This window comes from Acinetobacter sp. B51(2017) (assembly GCF_003711395.1).
GTDB lineage: Bacteria > Pseudomonadota > Gammaproteobacteria > Pseudomonadales > Moraxellaceae > Acinetobacter.
In genome coordinates this window covers 24,907-44,675 of the sequence record NZ_PJRJ01000012.1, presented here as the reverse complement: position 1 = coordinate 44,675, position 19,769 = coordinate 24,907, and the positions used below count along the sequence as shown (strand labels likewise).

17 protein-coding genes and 2 pseudogenes are annotated in these 19,769 nt (G+C 42.7%); 9 read left to right on the top strand and 10 right to left on the bottom strand.

What is annotated here, in order from left to right; all coding sequences use genetic code 11:
• Position 1: 1 nt before the first annotated feature.
• The 3 genes from lptG (at position 2) to CYK47_RS07605 (ending at position 3,888) form a co-directional block, all read left to right on the top strand.
• Positions 2–1,072, top strand: coding sequence for an LPS export ABC transporter permease LptG (lptG, locus tag CYK47_RS07615; protein ID WP_122900434.1), 1,071 nt, complete (start codon positions 2–4; stop codon positions 1,070–1,072).
• Between the two features lie 111 nt (positions 1,073–1,183).
• Positions 1,184–2,728: a 2,3-bisphosphoglycerate-independent phosphoglycerate mutase gene (gpmI, locus tag CYK47_RS07610; RefSeq protein WP_122900432.1), complete on the top strand. Its 1,545-nt coding sequence runs from the start codon at positions 1,184–1,186 to the stop codon at positions 2,726–2,728.
• 11 nt (positions 2,729–2,739) lie between these two features.
• Positions 2,740–3,888, top strand: a complete 1,149-nt coding sequence (locus CYK47_RS07605) for a S41 family peptidase (RefSeq protein ID WP_122900430.1) — start codon at positions 2,740–2,742, stop codon at positions 3,886–3,888.
• 3 nt (positions 3,889–3,891) lie between these two features.
• Here the strand turns inward: CYK47_RS07605 and CYK47_RS15890 are convergent.
• The 4 genes and pseudogenes from CYK47_RS15890 to gacA all read right to left on the bottom strand — a co-directional run.
• Positions 3,892–4,065: pseudogene (locus CYK47_RS15890) on the bottom strand (helix-turn-helix domain-containing protein); the annotation flags it as partial.
• Positions 4,066–4,164: 99 nt separating this feature from the next.
• Positions 4,165–5,259, bottom strand: a pseudogene (locus CYK47_RS07600) (sigma-54-dependent transcriptional regulator); the annotation flags it as partial.
• A 69-nt stretch (positions 5,260–5,328) separates the two neighbouring features.
• A complete protein-coding gene (locus tag CYK47_RS07595; RefSeq protein ID WP_122900426.1) occupies positions 5,329–6,891 on the bottom strand; it encodes a sensor histidine kinase in 1,563 nt (520 codons plus the stop codon).
• Positions 6,891–7,526: a response regulator transcription factor GacA gene (gene gacA / locus CYK47_RS07590; RefSeq protein WP_122900424.1), complete on the bottom strand. Its 636-nt coding sequence runs from the start codon at positions 7,524–7,526 to the stop codon at positions 6,891–6,893. Before gacA ends, CYK47_RS07595 begins: the two co-directional genes overlap by 1 nt.
• A gap of 222 nt (positions 7,527–7,748) precedes the next feature.
• Here gacA and CYK47_RS07585 point away from each other — a divergent pair, with 222 nt between their 5' ends.
• On the top strand, positions 7,749–8,837 hold the full coding sequence (locus tag CYK47_RS07585; protein WP_164709165.1) for a serine hydrolase family protein: 1,089 nt from the start codon (positions 7,749–7,751) through the stop codon (positions 8,835–8,837).
• A 52-nt stretch (positions 8,838–8,889) separates the two neighbouring features.
• On the opposite strand, the gene thrC is transcribed toward CYK47_RS07585, so the two are convergent.
• The 4 genes from thrC to xerD all read right to left on the bottom strand — a co-directional run bounded on the left by thrC (position 8,890) and on the right by xerD (position 13,322).
• Positions 8,890–10,029 (bottom strand): threonine synthase, encoded by a 1,140-nt coding sequence (gene thrC, locus CYK47_RS07580; protein WP_122900422.1) that lies wholly within the window; start codon positions 10,027–10,029, stop codon positions 8,890–8,892.
• A 57-nt stretch (positions 10,030–10,086) separates the two neighbouring features.
• Positions 10,087–11,391 (bottom strand): homoserine dehydrogenase, encoded by a 1,305-nt coding sequence (locus CYK47_RS07575; RefSeq protein ID WP_122900420.1) that lies wholly within the window; start codon positions 11,389–11,391, stop codon positions 10,087–10,089.
• 121 nt (positions 11,392–11,512) lie between these two features.
• Complete coding sequence (locus CYK47_RS07570) at positions 11,513–12,325, bottom strand: DsbC family protein (RefSeq protein ID WP_122900515.1); 813 nt, start codon at positions 12,323–12,325, stop codon at positions 11,513–11,515.
• A 76-nt stretch (positions 12,326–12,401) separates the two neighbouring features.
• Entirely contained in the window at positions 12,402–13,322 is a 921-nt protein-coding gene (gene xerD / locus CYK47_RS07565; protein WP_122900418.1) for a site-specific tyrosine recombinase XerD, read from the bottom strand.
• A 167-nt stretch (positions 13,323–13,489) separates the two neighbouring features.
• On the opposite strand from xerD, the gene CYK47_RS07560 reads away from it, so the two are divergent.
• From CYK47_RS07560 to ftsW, 5 genes are all read left to right on the top strand, one after another.
• Positions 13,490–13,744 (top strand): FeoA family protein, encoded by a 255-nt coding sequence (locus CYK47_RS07560; RefSeq protein ID WP_122900416.1) that lies wholly within the window; start codon positions 13,490–13,492, stop codon positions 13,742–13,744.
• On the top strand, positions 13,741–15,597 hold the full coding sequence (gene feoB, locus CYK47_RS07555) for a ferrous iron transporter B (protein WP_122900414.1): 1,857 nt from the start codon (positions 13,741–13,743) through the stop codon (positions 15,595–15,597). Before CYK47_RS07560 ends, feoB begins: the two co-directional genes overlap by 4 nt.
• Before the next feature lie 18 nt (positions 15,598–15,615).
• Positions 15,616–15,867, top strand: coding sequence for a DUF6587 family protein (locus CYK47_RS07550; protein ID WP_122900412.1), 252 nt, complete (start codon positions 15,616–15,618; stop codon positions 15,865–15,867).
• A 127-nt stretch (positions 15,868–15,994) separates the two neighbouring features.
• Positions 15,995–17,347 carry a UDP-N-acetylmuramoyl-L-alanine--D-glutamate ligase gene (gene murD / locus CYK47_RS07545; protein WP_122900410.1) on the top strand — a complete coding sequence of 451 codons (1,353 nt, stop codon included), beginning with the start codon at positions 15,995–15,997 and terminating at the stop codon, positions 17,345–17,347.
• A gap of 18 nt (positions 17,348–17,365) precedes the next feature.
• Positions 17,366–18,562 (top strand): putative lipid II flippase FtsW, encoded by a 1,197-nt coding sequence (gene ftsW / locus CYK47_RS07540; RefSeq protein ID WP_122900408.1) that lies wholly within the window; start codon positions 17,366–17,368, stop codon positions 18,560–18,562.
• On the opposite strand, the gene CYK47_RS07535 is transcribed toward ftsW, so the two are convergent.
• Positions 18,559–18,804, bottom strand: coding sequence for a zinc ribbon domain-containing protein (locus CYK47_RS07535; protein WP_122900406.1), 246 nt, complete (start codon positions 18,802–18,804; stop codon positions 18,559–18,561). The two genes, ftsW and CYK47_RS07535, sit on opposite strands and share 4 nt — an antisense overlap.
• 47 nt (positions 18,805–18,851) lie before the next feature.
• Positions 18,852–19,751 carry a tRNA glutamyl-Q(34) synthetase GluQRS gene (gluQRS, locus tag CYK47_RS07530; protein WP_252150262.1) on the bottom strand — a complete coding sequence of 300 codons (900 nt, stop codon included), beginning with the start codon at positions 19,749–19,751 and terminating at the stop codon, positions 18,852–18,854.
• Between the last annotated feature and the right edge of the window lie 18 nt (positions 19,752–19,769).

Genomic DNA, 19,769 nt, shown 5'->3' with positions numbered 1-19,769 from the left:
AATGCTTGCACGTCGTATTGTTGCCAAACATGTGACCCAAACGACAGCTTTAGCGATGTTAGGGGCTACAGCCGTATTATCAGGTCTGCAAATCCTGTTTACCTATTTAGGTGAACTGGGTGAGCTCAAAGACGGCTATGGTGCATTAGATGCCTTAATCTATGTGCTATGGGGCGCGCCAAGTGCCTTATATGAAATTCTACCCATCTCTGCATTAATTGGTGCGGTACTCGGTTTAGGCACACTTGCATCAAATAGTGAATTAATTGTCATGCGTGCCGCAGGAGTAAGTTTGTGGCGCATTGTAGGGTGGGTGATTCGCTCGGCCTTATTGTTGGTGGTGTTATCTTTTGCCTTAAGTGAATGGGTGATTCCATATAGCTCGGAGCAAGCCAAAAGCGTCAAAAGTCATCGTGCTGTTGCAGAGCTGGGTGAAGTCAAAGGCTATTGGAGCCGTGAAGGGCAGCGTTTTATTTATATTGACTATGCCAATTCGCAAGGCGAATTACGCAATGTGCAAGTAACTGACTTTGATAATGATTATCGTCTGCGTGGCACTTTAATGGCCGAGCAAGGTCAGTTTGTTCAAGATGGGCAATGGCGCTTACAAAACACCCAAGAAATGAATGTATTAGCAGCAGGCAATGCCAGTTTAAATAAAGCAGCCAACACAGATTTAGCCTTGGCTTTACAACCTAAGTACGTACATATGGTCACCATTGACCCAGAAGATTTATCGCCAAGTCAGTTGGTGAGTTTTATGGGCTATATGCATGAATATAGCCAAGTGCCGAAGACCTATCAATTGGCCTTTTGGCAAAAATTGGGTGCACCATTTGCCTTAATTGCGTTGGTGGTGATTGCTTGCTCGTTTATCTTTGGCCCGCTGCGTCAACAATCCATGGGCTTCCGTTTAGTGATTGCTTTATTTGTGGGCTTAACCTTCTTCTATTTACAAGATTTCTTGGGCTATGCAAGTTTGGTCTATTCGCCATCGCCTGCATGGTTTGTATTTATTCCGATTATTTTCATGTTTGTGGTGGGTGGTTATTTATTACATCGCGCCCGCTAAATATTGAAGAAAACAATCTTTGGCTCAGGTTTTCTCCATGAGCCAAACATAGAGTCTGACCCAAAAATTGGGTAAGATAGAGCTTAATTTGTAGACACAAGAGTATTGGTTATGACGGATGCAACTGCTGGCAAAATCCCGCACGTATTAGTGATTATGGATGGTGTGGGTCACCGCGAAGCAATTGAAGATAATGCGTTTTTAGCGGCTGCACGCCCAAATTTAACGGCAATGCAGCAAAAACATCCGCATGGTTTAATCTCAGGTTCGGGTGAGGACGTGGGTTTACCTGATGGTCAAATGGGTAACTCAGAAGTTGGCCATATGAACCTTGGCGCTGGCCGTGTGTTATATCAAGACTTTACCCGTATTACCAAAGACATCCGTACTGGTGATTTCTTTAAGCATGAAGTTTTAGTCGACGCGGTAGAAAAAGCTAAAGCCACAGGTGGTGCGGTTCATCTTTTAGGTTTGTTATCTGAAGGTGGTGTGCATTCACACGAAGACCATATCGTCGCAATGGCGGAACTTGCGCTTAAGCGCGGTGCCAAAGTGTATCTACATGCCTTTTTAGATGGTCGTGATACCCCACCACGTAGTGCTGAACCATCATTACAAAAACTAGATGCTTTATTTGCTAAGTACCCAAATCAAGGTCGTATTGCGACTATGATTGGTCGTTACTTTGCCATGGACCGTGACAACCGTTGGGATCGCGTAGAACAAGCCTATCGTTTATTGACTGAAGGTGAAGCGGCACGTACTGCGGCAACTGCGGTTGAAGGCTTAGAATTAGCTTATGCTGCAGAAGAATCAGATGAATTTGTCAAAGCTACTCGTATTGGCGATGTTGCAGCGATTCAAGACAACGACAGCGTCGTGTTTATGAACTTCCGTGCCGACCGTGCACGCGAAATCACCAAGGCTTTTGTAGAAAAAGACTTTGCTGGCTTTGAACGTAAAGTCGTACCTGCTTTAGCTAAGTTTGTAATGTTAACGCGCTACCAAGCCAGCATTGATGCGCCTGTGGCTTACATGCCTGAAGATTTAGTCAATTCAATTGGTGAATACTTATCGGGTTTGGGTAAAACTCAGTTACGTATTGCCGAAACTGAAAAATACGCGCATGTAACCTTCTTCTTTAGTGGTGGTCGTGAAGACGAATACCCAGGTGAGAAACGTATTTTAATCCCATCGCCAACCGTTGCAACATATGACTTAAAGCCAGAAATGAGCGCATTTGAAGTAACGGATGAATTGGTTGCGGCAATCAACTCAGGCGAGTTTGACTTGCTGGTAGTAAACTATGCTAACGGTGATATGGTGGGTCATACTGGTGTATTTGATGCTGCGGTAAAAGCAGTTGAAGCAGTCGATACTTGCTTAGGCCGTGTTTATGATGCTGTGATGGCCAAAGGTGGTCATATGCTGATTACTGCCGATCATGGTAACGTAGAGCAAATGCAAGATTACCAAAGCGGTCAGGTACATACACAACATACCACTGAATTGGTACCGTTTATCTATGTGGGCCCAACTCAAGCTGAGATTGCTGAGGGTGGTGTTTTGGCTGATGTTGCACCGACCCTACTCAGCTTAATGCAATTACCGATTCCTGCTGAAATGCAAGGCCGTAACTTGATTACTTTAAAATAAAAGGAGTCGCTATGACCCACTGGAAATATGGAGCGCTGTGTTTAGCGATGTTTGCTAGTTTGGGTCATGGCGCGGTCAATTCGGGTGCAGCAGCACCCGAATTTGAGCAATCTTATTTAGAAGTACCCGTTGAATCTATTCAAGAATTTGTACACATCTATGGTATTGTCAAAGACAATTACGTAGATCATAAATCTGATAATGCCTTATTCCAACTGGCGATTCAGGGTATGGTTTCGGGTTTAGATCGTTATTCGCGTTATTTAAGCCCAGAAGATTATAAACAACTGATTCAATATACCGAAGGCGAAATCGCTACGGTAGATTTTGAACTTGAATACAATCAGCAACATCAACAATGGGTGATTGCAGGCTTACAAGCAAATGCTGATTCTGCCAAACAAGGCTTAAGAAATGGCGTGACAGTGTTTAAAATTGATGGTCAAGAAATCAAAAATTTGAATCATGACCAAGTCAATTCTTTACTCACAGGTAGCATTGCCTCGAGCTTAAGCTTACAGCTAGCAGCCAATAGCCAGCAGTTGCAGATTGTGCGTAATAAAAAAATTGATACCGCGATTCAGGCGCAAATGCTGAGTAATAAAGTGCTATTGGTCAAGCTAAAGGTATTTCAGCAAGATACAGCCAATGAGCTCAAAGCCATTATTGAGCAATATAGTGCAGAGCATCCTAAAGCGGTACTCATTGATCTGCGCAATAACCCTGGGGGGTTGTTATCAGCTGCGGTCGAAACTGCGGATCTATTTTTAAATCAAGGTTTAATTGTGGTCACCAAAAGTCGTTCCGAAGGTGAACAACAATTTCAAGCGCTACCGAGCAATGAACTCAATGACCTTAAAGTAGGTATTTTAATCAATGCTCGTTCTGCTTCGGCAGCGGAAGTGTTTACTGCCGCTATGAAAGTGCATAAGCGCGCTTGGGTCATTGGTGAAAAGAGCTATGGTAAGGGTGTGGTACAAAAACTATTTCCACTGTCGAATGGTGCAGCCTTGCAAATGACGGTCGCGCATTATTACACCCCAAATGGACAAATGATTGAAGGGCTGGGGATTCAGCCCAACCAAAGCTATGCCATGCAATTGGGCATGAGTGAGCAAAATTATTTAGAACGTGTGGGAGAAATGTTAGCCACACGCTAGAGCTTATTCATCTTCGGTATCTAAACCAAATTTCTTTAAGCGGTAACGCAATGAGCGGAACGACATGCCAAGCTTTTTGGCGGCTAAAGTACGGTTCCAATGGGTTAAGTTAAGCGCATCAAGTAAGATTTGTTTTTCAATATTTTCTAAATGTTGCTCCAAACCTTCTTGCGGCAAGCTTTGTTTAGCAATGTTATTGTGTAAATTTACAGGTACATCTTGGATAGGACTTACAGGTTTTGCCAGTAAAATACTGAGATTACGTGCATTAGAGCCTTGTAAATGCTCAATATCAATCTGATCACTGTCACATAAAGTGAGAGCGCGTTCCATGATGTTGCGCAATTCGCGTACATTACCTGGGAAGTGTTGTTGTAATAGAAAATCTCGTGCTGCTGGGGTGAGAACCTTAGCTGAGATTTGCCATTCTTGGCTAATTTTTTCAATAAAATGCTGCGCTAATAATAAAATATCCTCGCCACGCTCACGTAAGGGCGGCAAATACAAATCCATGACATGAATCCGGAAAAATAGATCTTGTCTAAATTTTCCTTGTTGTACTAGCTGTTCTAGATTTTGATGCGTGGCGCTAATAATCCTAAAATCAACGGCAATTTCTTGTTCGCCACCAATCGGACGAATCTTTTTCTCTTGCACAGCACGTAGTAACTTAACTTGCATGGCCAATGGTAATTCGGCCAATTCATCTAAAAATAGACTGCCACCATCTGCCGCTTGTAACAAACCTTGTTTGTCTTGATTGGCACCAGTAAAACTACCTTTTTTATGCCCAAACAGTTCACTTTCCATCAGTTCAGTTGGAATAGCACCACAGTTAATCGCTACAAATGGCCCTTGGTGACGATTACTGAGCTTATGTACCAAATTCGCAACGACTTCTTTACCTGTACCTGATTCACCGTGAATAAAAACAGGAGCTTGTGAACGAGCAATCTTTTGAATGGTTTGGCGTAAATGCTGAATTGCAGAGGAGTGACCAATCAACATTTGTTCTTCAATCAATTGTTGTTTAGGTAAATCCGCAGCTTGAATCGGTTGATTCAGCGCTTGGGTGAGTAATTGTTGTAACTGCACTTGATTCACAGGTTTACTGACGAAATCAAAAGCACCTGCTTTGAGCGCAGCAATGGCAATATCCATATTGCCGTAGGCGCTTAATACCGCCACAGGCAGCTGTGGATAATGCGCTGCAATATGCGCCACTAATTCTAAGCCTGACCCATCAAGCATATTTAAATCGGTTAAGCAGGCATCGTATTGCTGCTGTTGTAACAATTTACGTGCTTGGTAAACCCCATGTGCAATATGGCAGTCGATTCCCATACGACTTAAGCTCATTTGCATCAACATACACAGGTCTTCTTCATCATCAACAAATAAAATAAGTGGTTTTACATCCACTGTGACACCCCAATTGAATTAAGCATGATGGACGCGTAAGCATTCAATACGAAAGCATGCCCCTTGTTGTTGTTCTACATAGTGCAGTTTGGCTTGATTGGCTTCACAAAAACTATGGGATAGATATAAGCCTAGACCAGTACCATTAATTTCTGTACTAAAAAATGGCTGAAATAGGGAGGCAATATCGCTGCTTGCTACGCCTGAACCAAAGTCACGAACTTCAATCCGTACGTGATTATGCTGAGTATAGACCTCTAATTCAATGTTATTGTCGCTTGATTGATTATGATGTAAGGCATTACGCACTAGGTTGATTAAAACTTGACGTAATTGATCTTCATTAAATGAAATTGTGACATTATTCTCAATTTTGTAATTCATTTTTGTGATGGAGTTGGCGAAGTTTTCATTTAAGCAAGCAGGGATAAAACTTTCCAAATCAATAAATGTGCTGCTAGTATCGCGATTACGCACCATATTTAAGGTATCTTCAATAATTCGATTGATGCGTGTGGCTTGTTTACTGATTAATTGACTCAGCATGGCTTGCTGTGTGGCATCACTTTCACGACTTAATTCGTTGGCCTGTACAATCGCAGCTAAAGGATTGCGAATTTCATGGGCAATACTCGCTGATAATTGCCCCAATGCTGCAAGTTTGAGTTGTTGTACCCGCTGATTAATAATTCGGGCATCTTCAAGTACCAATAAAGTTAAAGTTTGATATGGAATCCGCAGCTTTTGAATGCGAATTTGCAACTGATATAAGCTTTGTTTGGCTTCAAATTGAAACTTTTCGCCTTCAACTAACTGCTCTAAATGCAGAAAATCAAATAAGTCGGGTTGAACGCTATACAGGGGCTGCTTTTCATAAGCATGAATCGGAGAAATCCCTAAAAAATTACAAGCTGCAGGGGTCGTCAGCACAACATGATAATTTTCATCTAAGACCAAATAACCATGTTCAATTTGATCGAGAATATAGCTACTAATATCTTGCAAGCGCCGTAATTCTTGTGCCTGACTTAAATTCACATTTTCTAAAACTTCAAAACGCCGAATAGAAAACTGCCCTAAGGCATAGACACAGAAAAATAAAATCGCCAATAAAGCGCTATTACTGATGTTATTAATTGAGGTGCTAAGATCAAATAAAGAACCAATTAGATGCTGATAAACCACGCAAATCACGGCAACCAAAGTCACAGTTAAGGCTTTAGGGCGTTCTAGTAATAACGAGGCAGTAAAGATCATCATCACAAACATCAAACTGACTTGTAGATTGGCACCGTCACTGGCAAAACTTAAGCTGGTTAAAATACCAATATCAACAATAAATAAGGCTAACAGTTGATAACTGGCAGCAATATGCGCATAGCGCAGCATCAACCATTGTGCAGCGCTAAGTAAAAAATATAAAAATAAAATAAATAGATGCGAACTGGCATAGGGTGTAGATAAAGCATCACTATAGTGACCAAGTGATGCAATCAACAACAAACTAAAGGCAATAAGAAAGCGATAGGACGCGTACCAACGCCCTAAATGATAGCGATTAAGTTGTTTACCATGTGCCATTAAGGTTTGATCAGACCATAACGAATGGCCAAATGGGTAAGTTTTACATCACTGTCTAAACCGAGTTTCTCAAAAATACGATAGCGATAGGTGTTCACCGTTTTAACACTGACAAACAACTTATCAGCAATTTCTTGAGCGCTAATACAGTTCACCACCATCATGGCCACTTGCATCTCACGTTCAGATAAGGCATCAAATGGTGATTGTTGGGTGTCGGATAAATACGAACTGGCCAATTGTTCTGCAATATCGGCACTAAAATATTTGCCGCCTTGCATGACTTTTTTAATGGCACGTACCATTTCAGTGACTGGTGCACCTTTGGTGATATAGCCTTTAGCACCTGCTTTTAGCAGTAAAGAAGGATAAGGCTCTTCAGCTAAACCACTGACAGCTAATACTTTGGTGTCAGGTGCGGTTTGTAATAAGCGACGTGTGGTTTCCACACCGCCAATACCTGGCATATTCACATCTAACAGCACCACATTGGGGTGATGTTGACGTACCAAATTAATTGCTTCTTCACCAGATTCTGCCTGCCCAATCACTTGTACATCAAGATGGTCTTCGAGCATGCGGCAGATGCCGGTGCGAACTAACTCATGATCATCTACTACAAGAACTGTGATCACTGGCTTCTCCCTCTGAATGATTTTTCATCTTTTTTGTTACATAACGCAAAATAAGCTTGCAATGAAACGACAAAATTAGCAATCCTATCCGCATTCAATACCCAAGTGATAGGCAGAATGTGACAGTCTAATGATTGTACATTTTGTATGTTGCTGTAAATGTAAGGCATATTTGAGGTAATACGCAAATGTATCTTACCTCCCTGAGACGAGTAAGTGATTGTGAAAAAATTTAACAAATCGTTAATGCATGTGTTGAGCCTATCTGTGCTGCTTGGCATGAGTTCGACCAGTTTTGCAGAGCTGATCGTAAATTCCTCCTCGGGGAGCACGCCACCGCAAGCGAGTCTGGCATGGTCATCTGAACAGGCTAGTCAGTTTTTAAATGATAATGAGCCATCTCCACAAGGTTCTGTAACGGCAACTACGACTTTACGTGCGCCTATTGAAGCTGCAAAAACGACTGTGACCACCACTGTACGTAGTGTAGAGAATACAGCAACCACCACCGCACCCAAAAGCACGGTTCAAATTTTAGATACCAATCGTTATAGCAATCAACCTTCAGTCAATGCGCGTGCAGCGTTGGTGATGGATGCCAATACTGGTGAAGTGCTGTATAGCAAAAATACCAATGCTGCTTTACCGATCGCCTCAGTGACGAAGCTGATGACTGCGGTGGTGACGGCAGATGCACGTTTAAATATGAGTGAAAACATTACTTTGCAATCAATTGATTTTGCGGGTGCAGGTGGTAAAAACTCAAGTTCTACCCTACGCGTGGGCGATAAAATGAATCGCGCCGAAGCATTATTGTTTGCTTTAATGAAGTCTGAAAATCCAGCTGCGGCAGCCTTAGCACGTACCTATCCGGGTGGTAAAAGCGCTTTTGTCGCTGCGATGAATGCAAAGGCCAAAGAATTAGGCATGCACAATAGCCGCTTTGTAGAATCTACAGGCTTACATCCTGCTAACGTGGCATCAGCGCGTGATTTAGGCGTGTTGGTGAGTACTGCATCGCAATATGGCTTAATCCGTCAGTTTTCAACCACACCAAGTTATGACTTTAACTTAGGGTATCGTGTATTAAAATCAAATAACACCAATGGTTTAGTGCGTAATGGCGGCTACAACATTAACCTCTCTAAAACAGGCTTTATTAATGAAGCAGGACGTTGTGTGGTGATGCATACGACCTTAAACAATCGTCCAGTTGCGGTGGTGATTTTAGGGGCAATTAATACAGAAGCACGTAACAATGATGCCATTCGTTTAATGAATTGGACCAGTAGCTTACCTAAAGCAATTTAAGCTAAACATAAAAAAGCCCTGCAAATGCAGGGCTTTTTGCTTTCAATATAAATTACATATTTGAAAGAATTGAATCACGTACTTGATCTAAAGTCGCGTCAATTGACAGCATTACTGCATCAGAACATTGTTTGATTGCTGTGTCAGGATCTTTTAGACCGTTACCTGTTACAGTACATACGATCACAGAACCTTCAGCAATTTTACCTGCTTTGATGTCGCGGATTGCACCGCCAATCGATGCAGCAGAAGCAGGTTCAACGAATACACCTTCGTACATTGAAAGTAAGCGCTGTGCTTCTAAGATTTCAGCATCTTGTAGTTCATCAAACCAACCTTTAGAGTCGCGAACAACCGCTTTGGCGTGGTTCCAGCTTTGTGGATTACCAATACGAATTGCTGTTGCAACAGTTTCTGGGTTTTCAACAGGTGCACCGCGTAAGAATGGCGCTGCGCCAGATGCTTGGTAACCGACCATTACAGGTAAACCTTCAGGTTTTGGACCTGTGAAGGCATCAGTCGCAGGGTCGTAAACCACTTGCTCGAATTGATCTTTAGGTTGATCAGCAACAGCTTCGGTATAACCCATCCAGTGTGCAGTGATGTTACCTGCGTTACCGACTGGTAGGCAGTGATAATCAGGTGCGCGGCCAAGTTCGTCTACGATTTCGTAAGCAATGGTCTTTTGACCTTGTAAGCGGTACGGGTTGATTGAGTTTACAATTGTTACCGGTGCTTTATCAGCGATTTCTTTAACAAGACGCATACCATCGTCAAAGTTACCACGGATTTGCATGGTGATTGCACCATACATCATTGCTTGTGCCATTTTACCCATGGCAATTTTGCCTTCAGGGATCAGCACAAATGCTTTCATACCTGCACGAGCAGCATATGCAGCAGCAGCAGCAGAAGTGTTACCTGTAGAGGCACAGATAATCGCTTTAGAGCCTTCTTCGGCTGCTTTAGTAACCGCCATGGTCATACCACGGTCTTTAAATGAACCAGTCGGGTTTAAGCCCTCGTACTTCACATAAATTTCAACATTTTTGCCAATAATGCGCGGAATATTCGCAAGCTTAATCAGTGGTGTATTACCTTCGCCTAAAGATACGGCAGGGGTAGTTGCAGACACTGGTAAACGGTCGCGATAGCGGTCAACTAAACCAGTATAACGATTGGCATTCGACATGATGATGTTCCAATTGTGGGTAGAGCTTGGCGAGGGGATATAGTCCCCCCAACCCGATTAATTATCAAGCGATTCTAAACGAATTCGTACAATTTCGCCATGAATGACAGGAAGAGCTTGAATTTGCTTTAATGCTTCATCCATTTTCGCTTCCTTAACAGGGTCTGTCAGGATCACGATAGGAATAAGGTCTTTTAAGCGAGATTGCTGCATGATGGCATCAATACTAATACCAGCACGGCTTAAAATCGTGGTGACATCTGCCAATACGCCAGTTTGATCTTCAGCATTAATACGGATGTAGTAACCTGTGGTCATCTCTTCGCGTGGCAAAATAGGTAAGTCACTTAAGCTTTCAAAAGCAAGCTGTGGAATCGTACCTGCACCATCTTCAGTATAAGAAATATCGCGTACAATATCGACTACGTCAGCCACAACCGCTGATGCTGTTGGGCCAGCGCCAGCGCCAGCGCCGTAGTACAGTGTTGGGCCAACGGCATTGGCTTGTACAAGTACCGCATTTTTAACCCCGTTTACATTGGCGATCAGTTGATCTTCTGGAATTAAGGTTGGGTGTACACGCAGCTCAATACCTGTGGCAGCACGGCGGGCAATACCTAAATGTTTAATGCGGAAACCTAAGTCTTCAGCGTATTTAACATCTTGCGCAGTGACTTTACTAATGCCTTCGGTAAAGACTTTATCAAATTGCAATGGAATACCAAACGCGATTGAGGCAAGTAAGGTCAGTTTGTGTGCAGCATCAATGCCTTCGACGTCAAAAGTAGGGTCTGCTTCGGCATAACCCAATTCTTGCGCTTCTTTTAAGACGTCTTCAAAAGCACGACCTTTTTCACGCATTTCAGTCAGGATAAAGTTACCTGTACCGTTAATAATACCGGCTAACCAATCAATTCGGTTTGCCGCTAAACCTTCACGCATCACTTTAATAATTGGAATACCACCCGCCACTGCTGCTTCGTAAGCAATCTGCACAGCATTGTCGTCGGCTAGTTTAAACAGTTCATTACCATGTTCAGCAAGCAATGCTTTATTCGCAGTCACCACTTGTTTGCCATGCAAAATCGCTTCTTTAATGATTTCGTAAGCAGGATGAATACCGCCCATCACTTCGACCACGACATCAACGTCTGGTTGACGCACGATATCGAGTAAATCAGCACTTTGTTTCACTGAAGGATCAAGATCTAAATCAGGACGAGGACGACGTGTACCCACATAGGTAATTTGAATTTCACGACCGGTGCGACGTCTAATCTCAGCAGCATTTTCTTGTAATAGTTTAAGGGCACCACCACCCACAGTACCTAGACCGAGGATTGCCAGACGAACTGGTTTCACGTCACACTCCATATTTACCAATTTTAAGTGAGCCTAGATCATAGCTAAAAAAAACAGGATACTCTAGCATCCTGTTAACTTTATCTACACTCATAAAAAACAGTAATTTATAGAATAATAATTAGTTATCTAAACGACTGCTTAATTCGTCTGGTGTTAGGTAACCACCTAAATAAACACCCTCACTATTATAGATGGCTGGTGTACCATTAACACCCATCGCAAGGCCCATTTCATATTGAGCTTTTACAGGGTTGCTACAGGTTGCTGGCGCAAGTTGTTCACCACGAATTGCACGGTCAAAGGCGGCTTGACGGTTGTCGCTACACCATACGCTTTGCATGGCTGGCATGAATTGTTCGCCACGTGGCCATGCGATATAACGTACTTCAATGCCTTTAGCATTGATCTCGTCCATATGTTCATGCAATTTATGGCAATATGGGCAGCTAATGTCGGTAAACACATAAATAACGTGTTTGGTGCTTGCTTTGGCTGGATAGACGATGAGATCTTCAGTCTTTAACTGACTGAGCAACTTTTTATTGGCTTCAGCTTGTAAAGACTCACTGACGTTATGCAAGGTTTTATCACCTAGGCGAATCACATCGCCTTGAATAATATATTTACCATCACTGGTGGCATAGACTGAGCCCATACCTTCTAGGCTAACCCAGACTAAGTTAGGTACTTCTGTGGCTTTAATTTCTAGCACCTTGGCTTTGATATTGGCTGTTTTAAAATGCTGCTCTAAGGTTTTAATTAAACGTTGCTCAGCATTACGTTCAATTAAGTTCGATGCTTCACCAGTCGCTGGAGTACTTGCAGTTAGTGTTGTTTGCTTAGCTTCGTTATTAGAATTGGAGCAAGCGCTTAAGCCAAAACTTAAGCTTAAAGTGCAGGCTAAAAATAATTTGGCGCGGGTAAAAGACATCATTAACCCTTGTTGTATGACAAATAAAGATCGCACAGCATAACAAAAAATGCACGCCACGCTAATTTTTTTGCGATTAACCGCGTGGATGATGAGTTGCATGTAGCTGTTGCATTCTAATTTGCGCCACATGGGTATAGATTTGTGTGGTGGATAAATCACTATGTCCAAGCAGCATTTGCACCACACGTAAGTCCGCACCATGATTGAGTAAATGGGTAGCAAAGGCGTGTCTGAGTGTATGCGGCGAAAGCTCAGCTTGAATACCTGCTTGTAGGGCATAACGCTTAATCGCGTACCAAAAATTCTGTCGACTCATAATGCCGCCATGTTGGGTCAAAAACACGAAGTCAGTGGCAGTTTTATATAGCTGTGAACGTGCATCGCTTAAATATTTTTCAACCCACATACAGGCATGTTGACCTAGCGGTACTAAACGCTCTTTATTGCCTTTACCTAAGACACGTAAATAGCCTTGATTGAGATTGATTAAATCAAGGCGTAAATTGAGTAATTCCGATACCCTTAAACCTGAGGCATATAACACTTCTAACATGGCACGGTCGCGTAACCCTAAAGCACTATTAATATTTGGTGCTTGCAGCAGGGCATCCACATCTTGTTCAGACAAATCTTTAGGTAAGTTGCGTCCAATTTTTGGGGTTTTATGACTGGCAACAGGGTTGTCGCTACGTAATTTTTGTTCGCGTAAAAATTTAAAAAATGAGCGCAAAGCCGATAAAGTCCGTGCAATAGAGCGTGGACTTTGCCCGTTTTGGCTTAATGCCAGTAATACCTGTTGAATATCATCACTGCTCCATTCGGGCAGCATTTTTTGATTTAGGTCAGCAAGTTTAATTAAATCAGATAAATAGGCATTTCGGGTATGCGGGCTTACCGTTTGCGCGACTAAATTGTCACGAAAACCATGCAAAAAAGCTAAATGTTCGGGAATGTGTACTGCTGCGGGAATGCGTGGTTTTTTATTTAAAGACATGTTTTTTTAATCTGTTAAAGCGATAAAACTGATAGATATTATCTACTCTAGTGTAATTTTTGTGACGTGTCGATGTGATATAAGAGCTAATCGAAATGTAAGCAAACCTTATTTGTTAATTATTCTCATTTGTTTGTATAATGAGCAAAAGTATTTAGGATTCAATCGTGCGTTTGTCAGAGTTGAAAGTGAAGCAAACTGCCATCATTCGCAAAGTGCATCGTACTTTGGATGGCACTAGCCAAAGCGATATCGTCGCGAGTCGTTTAGAAACCTTAGGTTTTATTCCAGGCACACAAGTGCAAGTCATTACCAAAGGCATTTTTGGTGGTGATCCAATTTTAATTCAAATTGGTTTTACCCGCTTCGCACTACGTAAAGTTGAAGCCGAAAAAATTGAGATTGAAGGAGCTGCCGCATGAGTGATGCGCTACGTATTGCCCTTGTTGGTAACCCAAACTGTGGTAAAACCTCTCTTTTTAACCATTTAACTGGTACACGGCAAAAAGTCGGCAACTATGCGGGCGTCACGGTAGAACGCAAAGTAGGTAACTTTAGCTTGCCTTCTGGTCAAGCGGTACGTGTTTTGGATTTACCTGGTACCTATAGTTTAGATGCAACCAGTCCAGATGAAGCTGTCACCCGTGATGTAGTGCTGGGTAAGCTCAGTGAAGAGCGCGAACAAGATGCCTTTTTGTGTGTGGTGGATGCCACTAACTTAAAACTGCATTTAGGTTTAGTGCTTGAGATGATTGAGCTTGGCCGCCCAATGCTGATTGTACTGAATATGATGGATGAAGCACGTCGTCGTGGCATGCAAATTAACACCCAAAAATTATCACAGCGTTTAGGTGTGCCTGTGGTGGAAAGTGTTGCGGTACGTGAATCTGGCATAGAAAACTTAAAACACGCGCTTGATCAAAGTAAATTCTCCCTGCCCAATACCGAACTGACAGGTTTAAAAGGCGATCAGCATCAAAAAGTACAACAGTTGCTCAGTGATGTTATTGTTTATGCAGAACAAGACGATAAACGTTCAGATTTCCTAGATAAAATTTTCTTACATCCAGTGCTTGGCTTAGTCAGCCTTGCGGTGATGATGTTTGTAATTTTCCAAGCGGTATTTGCTTGGGCAGCACCATTTATGGATGGTATTGATGCTTTATTTGGTTGGCTAGGTGAAGTCATTGGCGCGAATATTGCGCATCCAATGCTGAATAGTTTAGTGGTCGATGGAATTATTGCTGGCGCGGGTGGGGTTGTGATTTTCCTGCCACAAATTTTAATTCTGTTCTTCTTTATTTTGGTATTAGAAGAATCAGGTTACTTACCGCGTGCAGCGTTTTTACTCGATAAACTGATGTATAAAGCTGGTCTTTCAGGCCGTGCTTTTATTCCGTTATTATCAAGTTTTGCCTGTGCCATTCCCGGCATTATGGCATCACGTACCATTAGCGATCCGCGTGACCGTTTAACCACGATTTTTGTGGCACCACTGATGACTTGTTCGGCACGTTTACCAGTTTATGCACTCCTCATCGCGGCATTTGTACCTGCACAAACGGTATGGGGTATCTTTAACTTACAAGGTTTAGTGCTCTTTGCTTTGTATATGGCGGGGATTGTGAGTGCGTTGGTGGTTTCGTTTGTGTTGAAGTTTTTCCAAAAAGACAAATCACAACATATGCTACTGATGGAATTACCAAGTTATCGCTTACCTGATTTAAAGAACATTTGGATTGGTCTACTCGATCGTGCCAAGATCTTCTTAAAGCGTGTGGGTGGCATCATCTTTGCCTTGTCTATTTTACTGTGGTTCTTATGTACCTTCCCACAAGCACCAGATGGCGCAACTTTACCTGATATCGACTATTCTTTTGCGGGTATGCTCGGTCATTTGATGCAACCGATTTTTGCGCCACTTGGTTTTAACTGGCAGATTTGTATTGCCTTAATTCCTGCTATGGCAGCCCGTGAAGTGGTGGTTGCGGCACTGGGTACCGTATATGCATTATCTGCAGTTGATGAAGATGCGATGTCAGAAGGTTTAGCTTCTTTAATCAGCAGTGGTGGTGACTTAGGTTGGTCATTGGCAACAGGTTTGTCATTATTGGTTTGGTTTATCTATGCGCCACATTGTTTAGCGACCTTAGCAACCGTGCGTCGTGAAACAGGTTCATGGAAAACGGTCGGCTTTATGACTGTTTACCTATTTGGTTTAGCTTATTTGATGTCGTTCTTAACCTATCAAATTGCGTCAAAAATCTTTGCTTAAATAATAGGAGCTTAAAAGATGGTGGAAGGTTTAATTATTGCTGTATTGGTACTGTGGAGTACATTGGTGGTATTTAAAAAGGTGTTTCCAAAGACATCTTTTAAGTTCTTTTTAAGTCTCGCCAATTTGGCAGGAAAACAAGGTTTACCACGTTTAGCCAAATGGTTAAAACCAGCTATGCCAGCAGGCTGTGGTGGTAGCTGTGGCTGTTCTGCCGATGATGAGGCAGAAACTAAAAAGCCTACTGTACAAGCAGTCAAATGGAAGTAACTGCCAAGCTGAAAAAGCCGCTCATTTGAGCGGCTTTTTTACGCCCAGACACAAAAAAAGCTGAAACAGCAAAAGGCAAAGTGCTAACATTTTGCCAGTTCAAAAACCAAGATAAGAGATGGGACAAATGTTAATACAACGTGGCGGACTCAAAGTTGTTGCAGGGCTAGGGATTTCGGGTGTTGCAGCGGTGAATTTCTTGCATGAAAAAGGCTACCGCGTTGCCGTAACCGACTCTCGCGCTAATCCACCAGGCAATGATCAAATTCCACAAGAGGTACAAACCAGCTTTGGCAAGTTTGATGCAGAACTTTTATTGTCGGCTGAAGAGATTATTATTAGCCCAGGGCTTGATCCAAAATTACCAGAAATTCAAGCAGCGCTTGCCAAAGGCATTCCTGTAGTCAGTGAGATTCAAATCTTACGCCGTGCCACAGATAAACCGATTGTTGCGATTACGGGTTCTAATGCAAAAAGTACCGTGACTACATTGTTTGGCTTAATGGCGCAAGATGCCGGAAAAAAAGTCGCAGTTGGTGGTAACTTAGGTCGTCCGGCATTGGATTTAACTAAAGATGATCCTGAGCTGTATGTTCTAGAATTATCGAGTTTTCAATTAGAAACCACATCGAATTTAAATGCTGAAGTGGCTGTGGTACTCAATATGAGTGAAGACCATCTTGATCGCCATGGCGACATGATGGGCTATCACACGGCAAAACACCGTATTTTCCAAGGCGTAAAAAAAGTAGTGTTTAACCGTGATGATTCATTAACGCGTCCATTAGTACCCGATAGCACGCCTATGCAAAGCTTTGGCTTAAATGCACCTGATTTGAATCAATATGGTGTGTTACGTGAAGACAACGGTACGATGTGGCTCGCGCGTGGTCGTGAACGTTTAATTCAGAGTTCTGAGCTGTATATTCAAGGCACACATAATGTTGCCAATGCTTTAGCTTGTTTAGCATTAGGGGAAGCGATTGGTTTGCCATTACAATCGATGTTAGAAACCTTAAAAACTTTTAAAGGTTTAGAGCATCGCTGTGAGTTTGTACAAGAAATCAATGGTGTACGTTATTACAACGACTCTAAAGGCACAAACATTGGCGCAACCCTTGCCGCACTTGATGGTCTAGGTGCAGCGATTGAGCCACAAGGTGGTAAAGTCGCGATTATTTTAGGCGGTCAAGGTAAAGGGCAAGATTTTACAGCGTTGCGTGATGCTTTAAGCAAATATGCCAAAGTTGCAGTATTGCTAGGTGTGGATCGGGCGATGATTGAAACAGCCATCCAAGGCACGACTGAACTTGTCAACGTGGATACTTTAGAACAAGCCGTGCAAGTGTGTCAGCAACATGCTGAGGCGAATGATGTGGTGTTACTTTCACCTGCATGTGCAAGTTTAGATATGTTTAAAAGTTATGGCCAACGTGGTCATGCGTTTGTCGCGTGCGTTGCTGCATTGTCACAAGCATAACAAGAAAAGGAAACAGGTATGGTGGGCTTTGCTCAGACAACCATCGCCAAAATACAACAATGCTATGACCAGATTGCACCCAAAGTGCCTGAGCAAATTACGGTGCGTAATACCTTAATTTTCTGTGTATTAGCTTTGCTGTGTATTGGTTCGATTATGGTCGCATCGGCTTCAATGCCGTATGCCGATCGTTTACATGAGAATCCATTTCATTATGTGATTCGTCATGGTATTTCCATTATCGTTGCCGCTGTGGCAGCGTTATTGGCTTATCGTGTTCCCCTCGAAATGTGGTTTAAAAATGCCTTTAGTATTTGGATTGCCACGATTTTACTACTGGGTGCTGTGTTGGTGGTCGGAACTGAAGTCAACGGTTCAACGCGTTGGATTCGGGTGGCAGGCTTTACCTTACAAGCCACGGAAGTGGCTAAAGTCGCTATGGCAATCTTTACCGCAGACTATGTGGTGCGCCGTTCAGAAGAGGTGAGAAGTAAACTCTCGGGTCTATTCCGTTTAGGTGTGGTGATGCTGCTGACCGTGGGCTTTATTATTTTAGAGCCTGACTTGGGTGCAACCGTGGTGATTGCCTTAATGATGCTCGGTGTTTTCTTCTTAGCAGGCGCACCGATTATTCAATTTGCTGTCGCCTTTGTGGTGATCTTACTGGCCTTTGTGGCATTAATTTTGTTTGAACCGTATCGTTTTGAGCGTTTAATGTCTTTTACCAATCCCTGGGATGACCAATTGGGTGTGGGCTATCAGTTATCGAATGCATTGATGGCCTTTGGTCGCGGTGAGTTCTTTGGGGTTGGTTTGGGGCATAGTATGCAAAAAATGTCTTATCTACCAGAAGCGCACACTGACTTTATGCTGGCGATTTTTGCAGAAGAATTTGGCTTCTTTGGCTTTGCGATTTTAATGTGCTTAAGTTTTACCATGTTGGCGTGCTGTATTAAGATTGCGCACCGCGCGCTACGCAACCAGTATTTACGTGCTGGCTATTTGGTGTATGGTGTGGCGATTATCTTCTTGCTGCAAATCTTAGTGAACGCAGGCATGAATATGGGCTTGCTGCCAACCAAAGGCTTAACCTTGCCATTTATTAGTTATGGTGGTTCATCCTTAATTATGTGTGCGGTGATGATCAGCTTAGTTCTTAAAGTTGAAAGTCAAACCCAAGGCATTAACCCGAGTCGTGAAGAGTCGAGTTTCTAGTCAAATGGTCCTTTTTGCTGAGCATGTTGCAATACATCGCTCGGCATTTGGGTACCACAATTGAGACATTTTACAAAAGCAGCTTTGGCTTTAGACAATGGAATCAGCGGAATAAAAAATAAAGAAAAATAATTGCGCTGCTGTTTCAATTCATACGAGCTATGTGTGCGACATACAGGACACACAAACATATTTTTTTCGATCACTTTGGTCTTTGGGCCAACACCAAAAATAAAAAACATAATTTTCTCTCCTTATTTTTGATTCAGCTTAACCTAAAAAATTGGGGCTATAGGTAATGACCTTGTAACTCAATTTGATGCGGAATACGGCTCACATCCCATTGTTCAATGGCTTGCGCTAACATGATTTCAGGATGATCTGTATCCACTTTCGGTTGCTGTAAAGCATGAATGGCTTGTTGTAACAGTTGTGGCGCTTGGTTGATATCAAGGGCTTGAGCCAGATTTTGTTTTGACAGCTTTTGTCCTTGATCATTCATGGCTAAAGGCAAATGCATATAATCAAGGCGTGGATAACCGAGTAAAGCACCTAGATAAATTTGGCGTTCAGTGTTATCAAGTAAATCTGCACCGCGTACCACATGGGTGACACCTTGCAAATAATCATCCACCACGACGGCCAATTGATAGTTAATAATGCCATCACGGCGCTTTAATACAAAATCACCTAAATCGCGTTTTAAAGCAGAACAATGCTGACCTTGTAAGCGATCTGTAAAGCAAATTTCTACATCTGCAACTTTTAAACGAATGGCTTGGTTGGCAAAGGGGAGTTGTAAATTGCGGCAGTTATCTTGATAAATATGATTAGAACCGAGCATCTTACGCGTGCATTGGCAGGCATAGACTAAGTCTTGAGCCTGTAATTCAGCCAAGACATTTTCGTAGAGATCTAAACGGTCTTTTTGAAAGATAATTTCCTCATCAGGGATAAAACCAAATGCGTCAATACAGCGCAGAATATGCGCTTCACTTCCGGGATAGATGCGGGGAATATCGGTATCTTCGATGCGTACCAACCACCGTCCGTTGTGGCTGCGCGCATCACAGTAAGTTGCCACTGCAGTGAGCAGGGAACCAAAATGCAAAGGGCCGGTTGGCGAGGGCGCAAACCGACCCACGTAATTCGCTGCGTCTTTCCCTCCCTTTAATAAAGGGAGGGTCAGGGAGGGATTACTTAAACT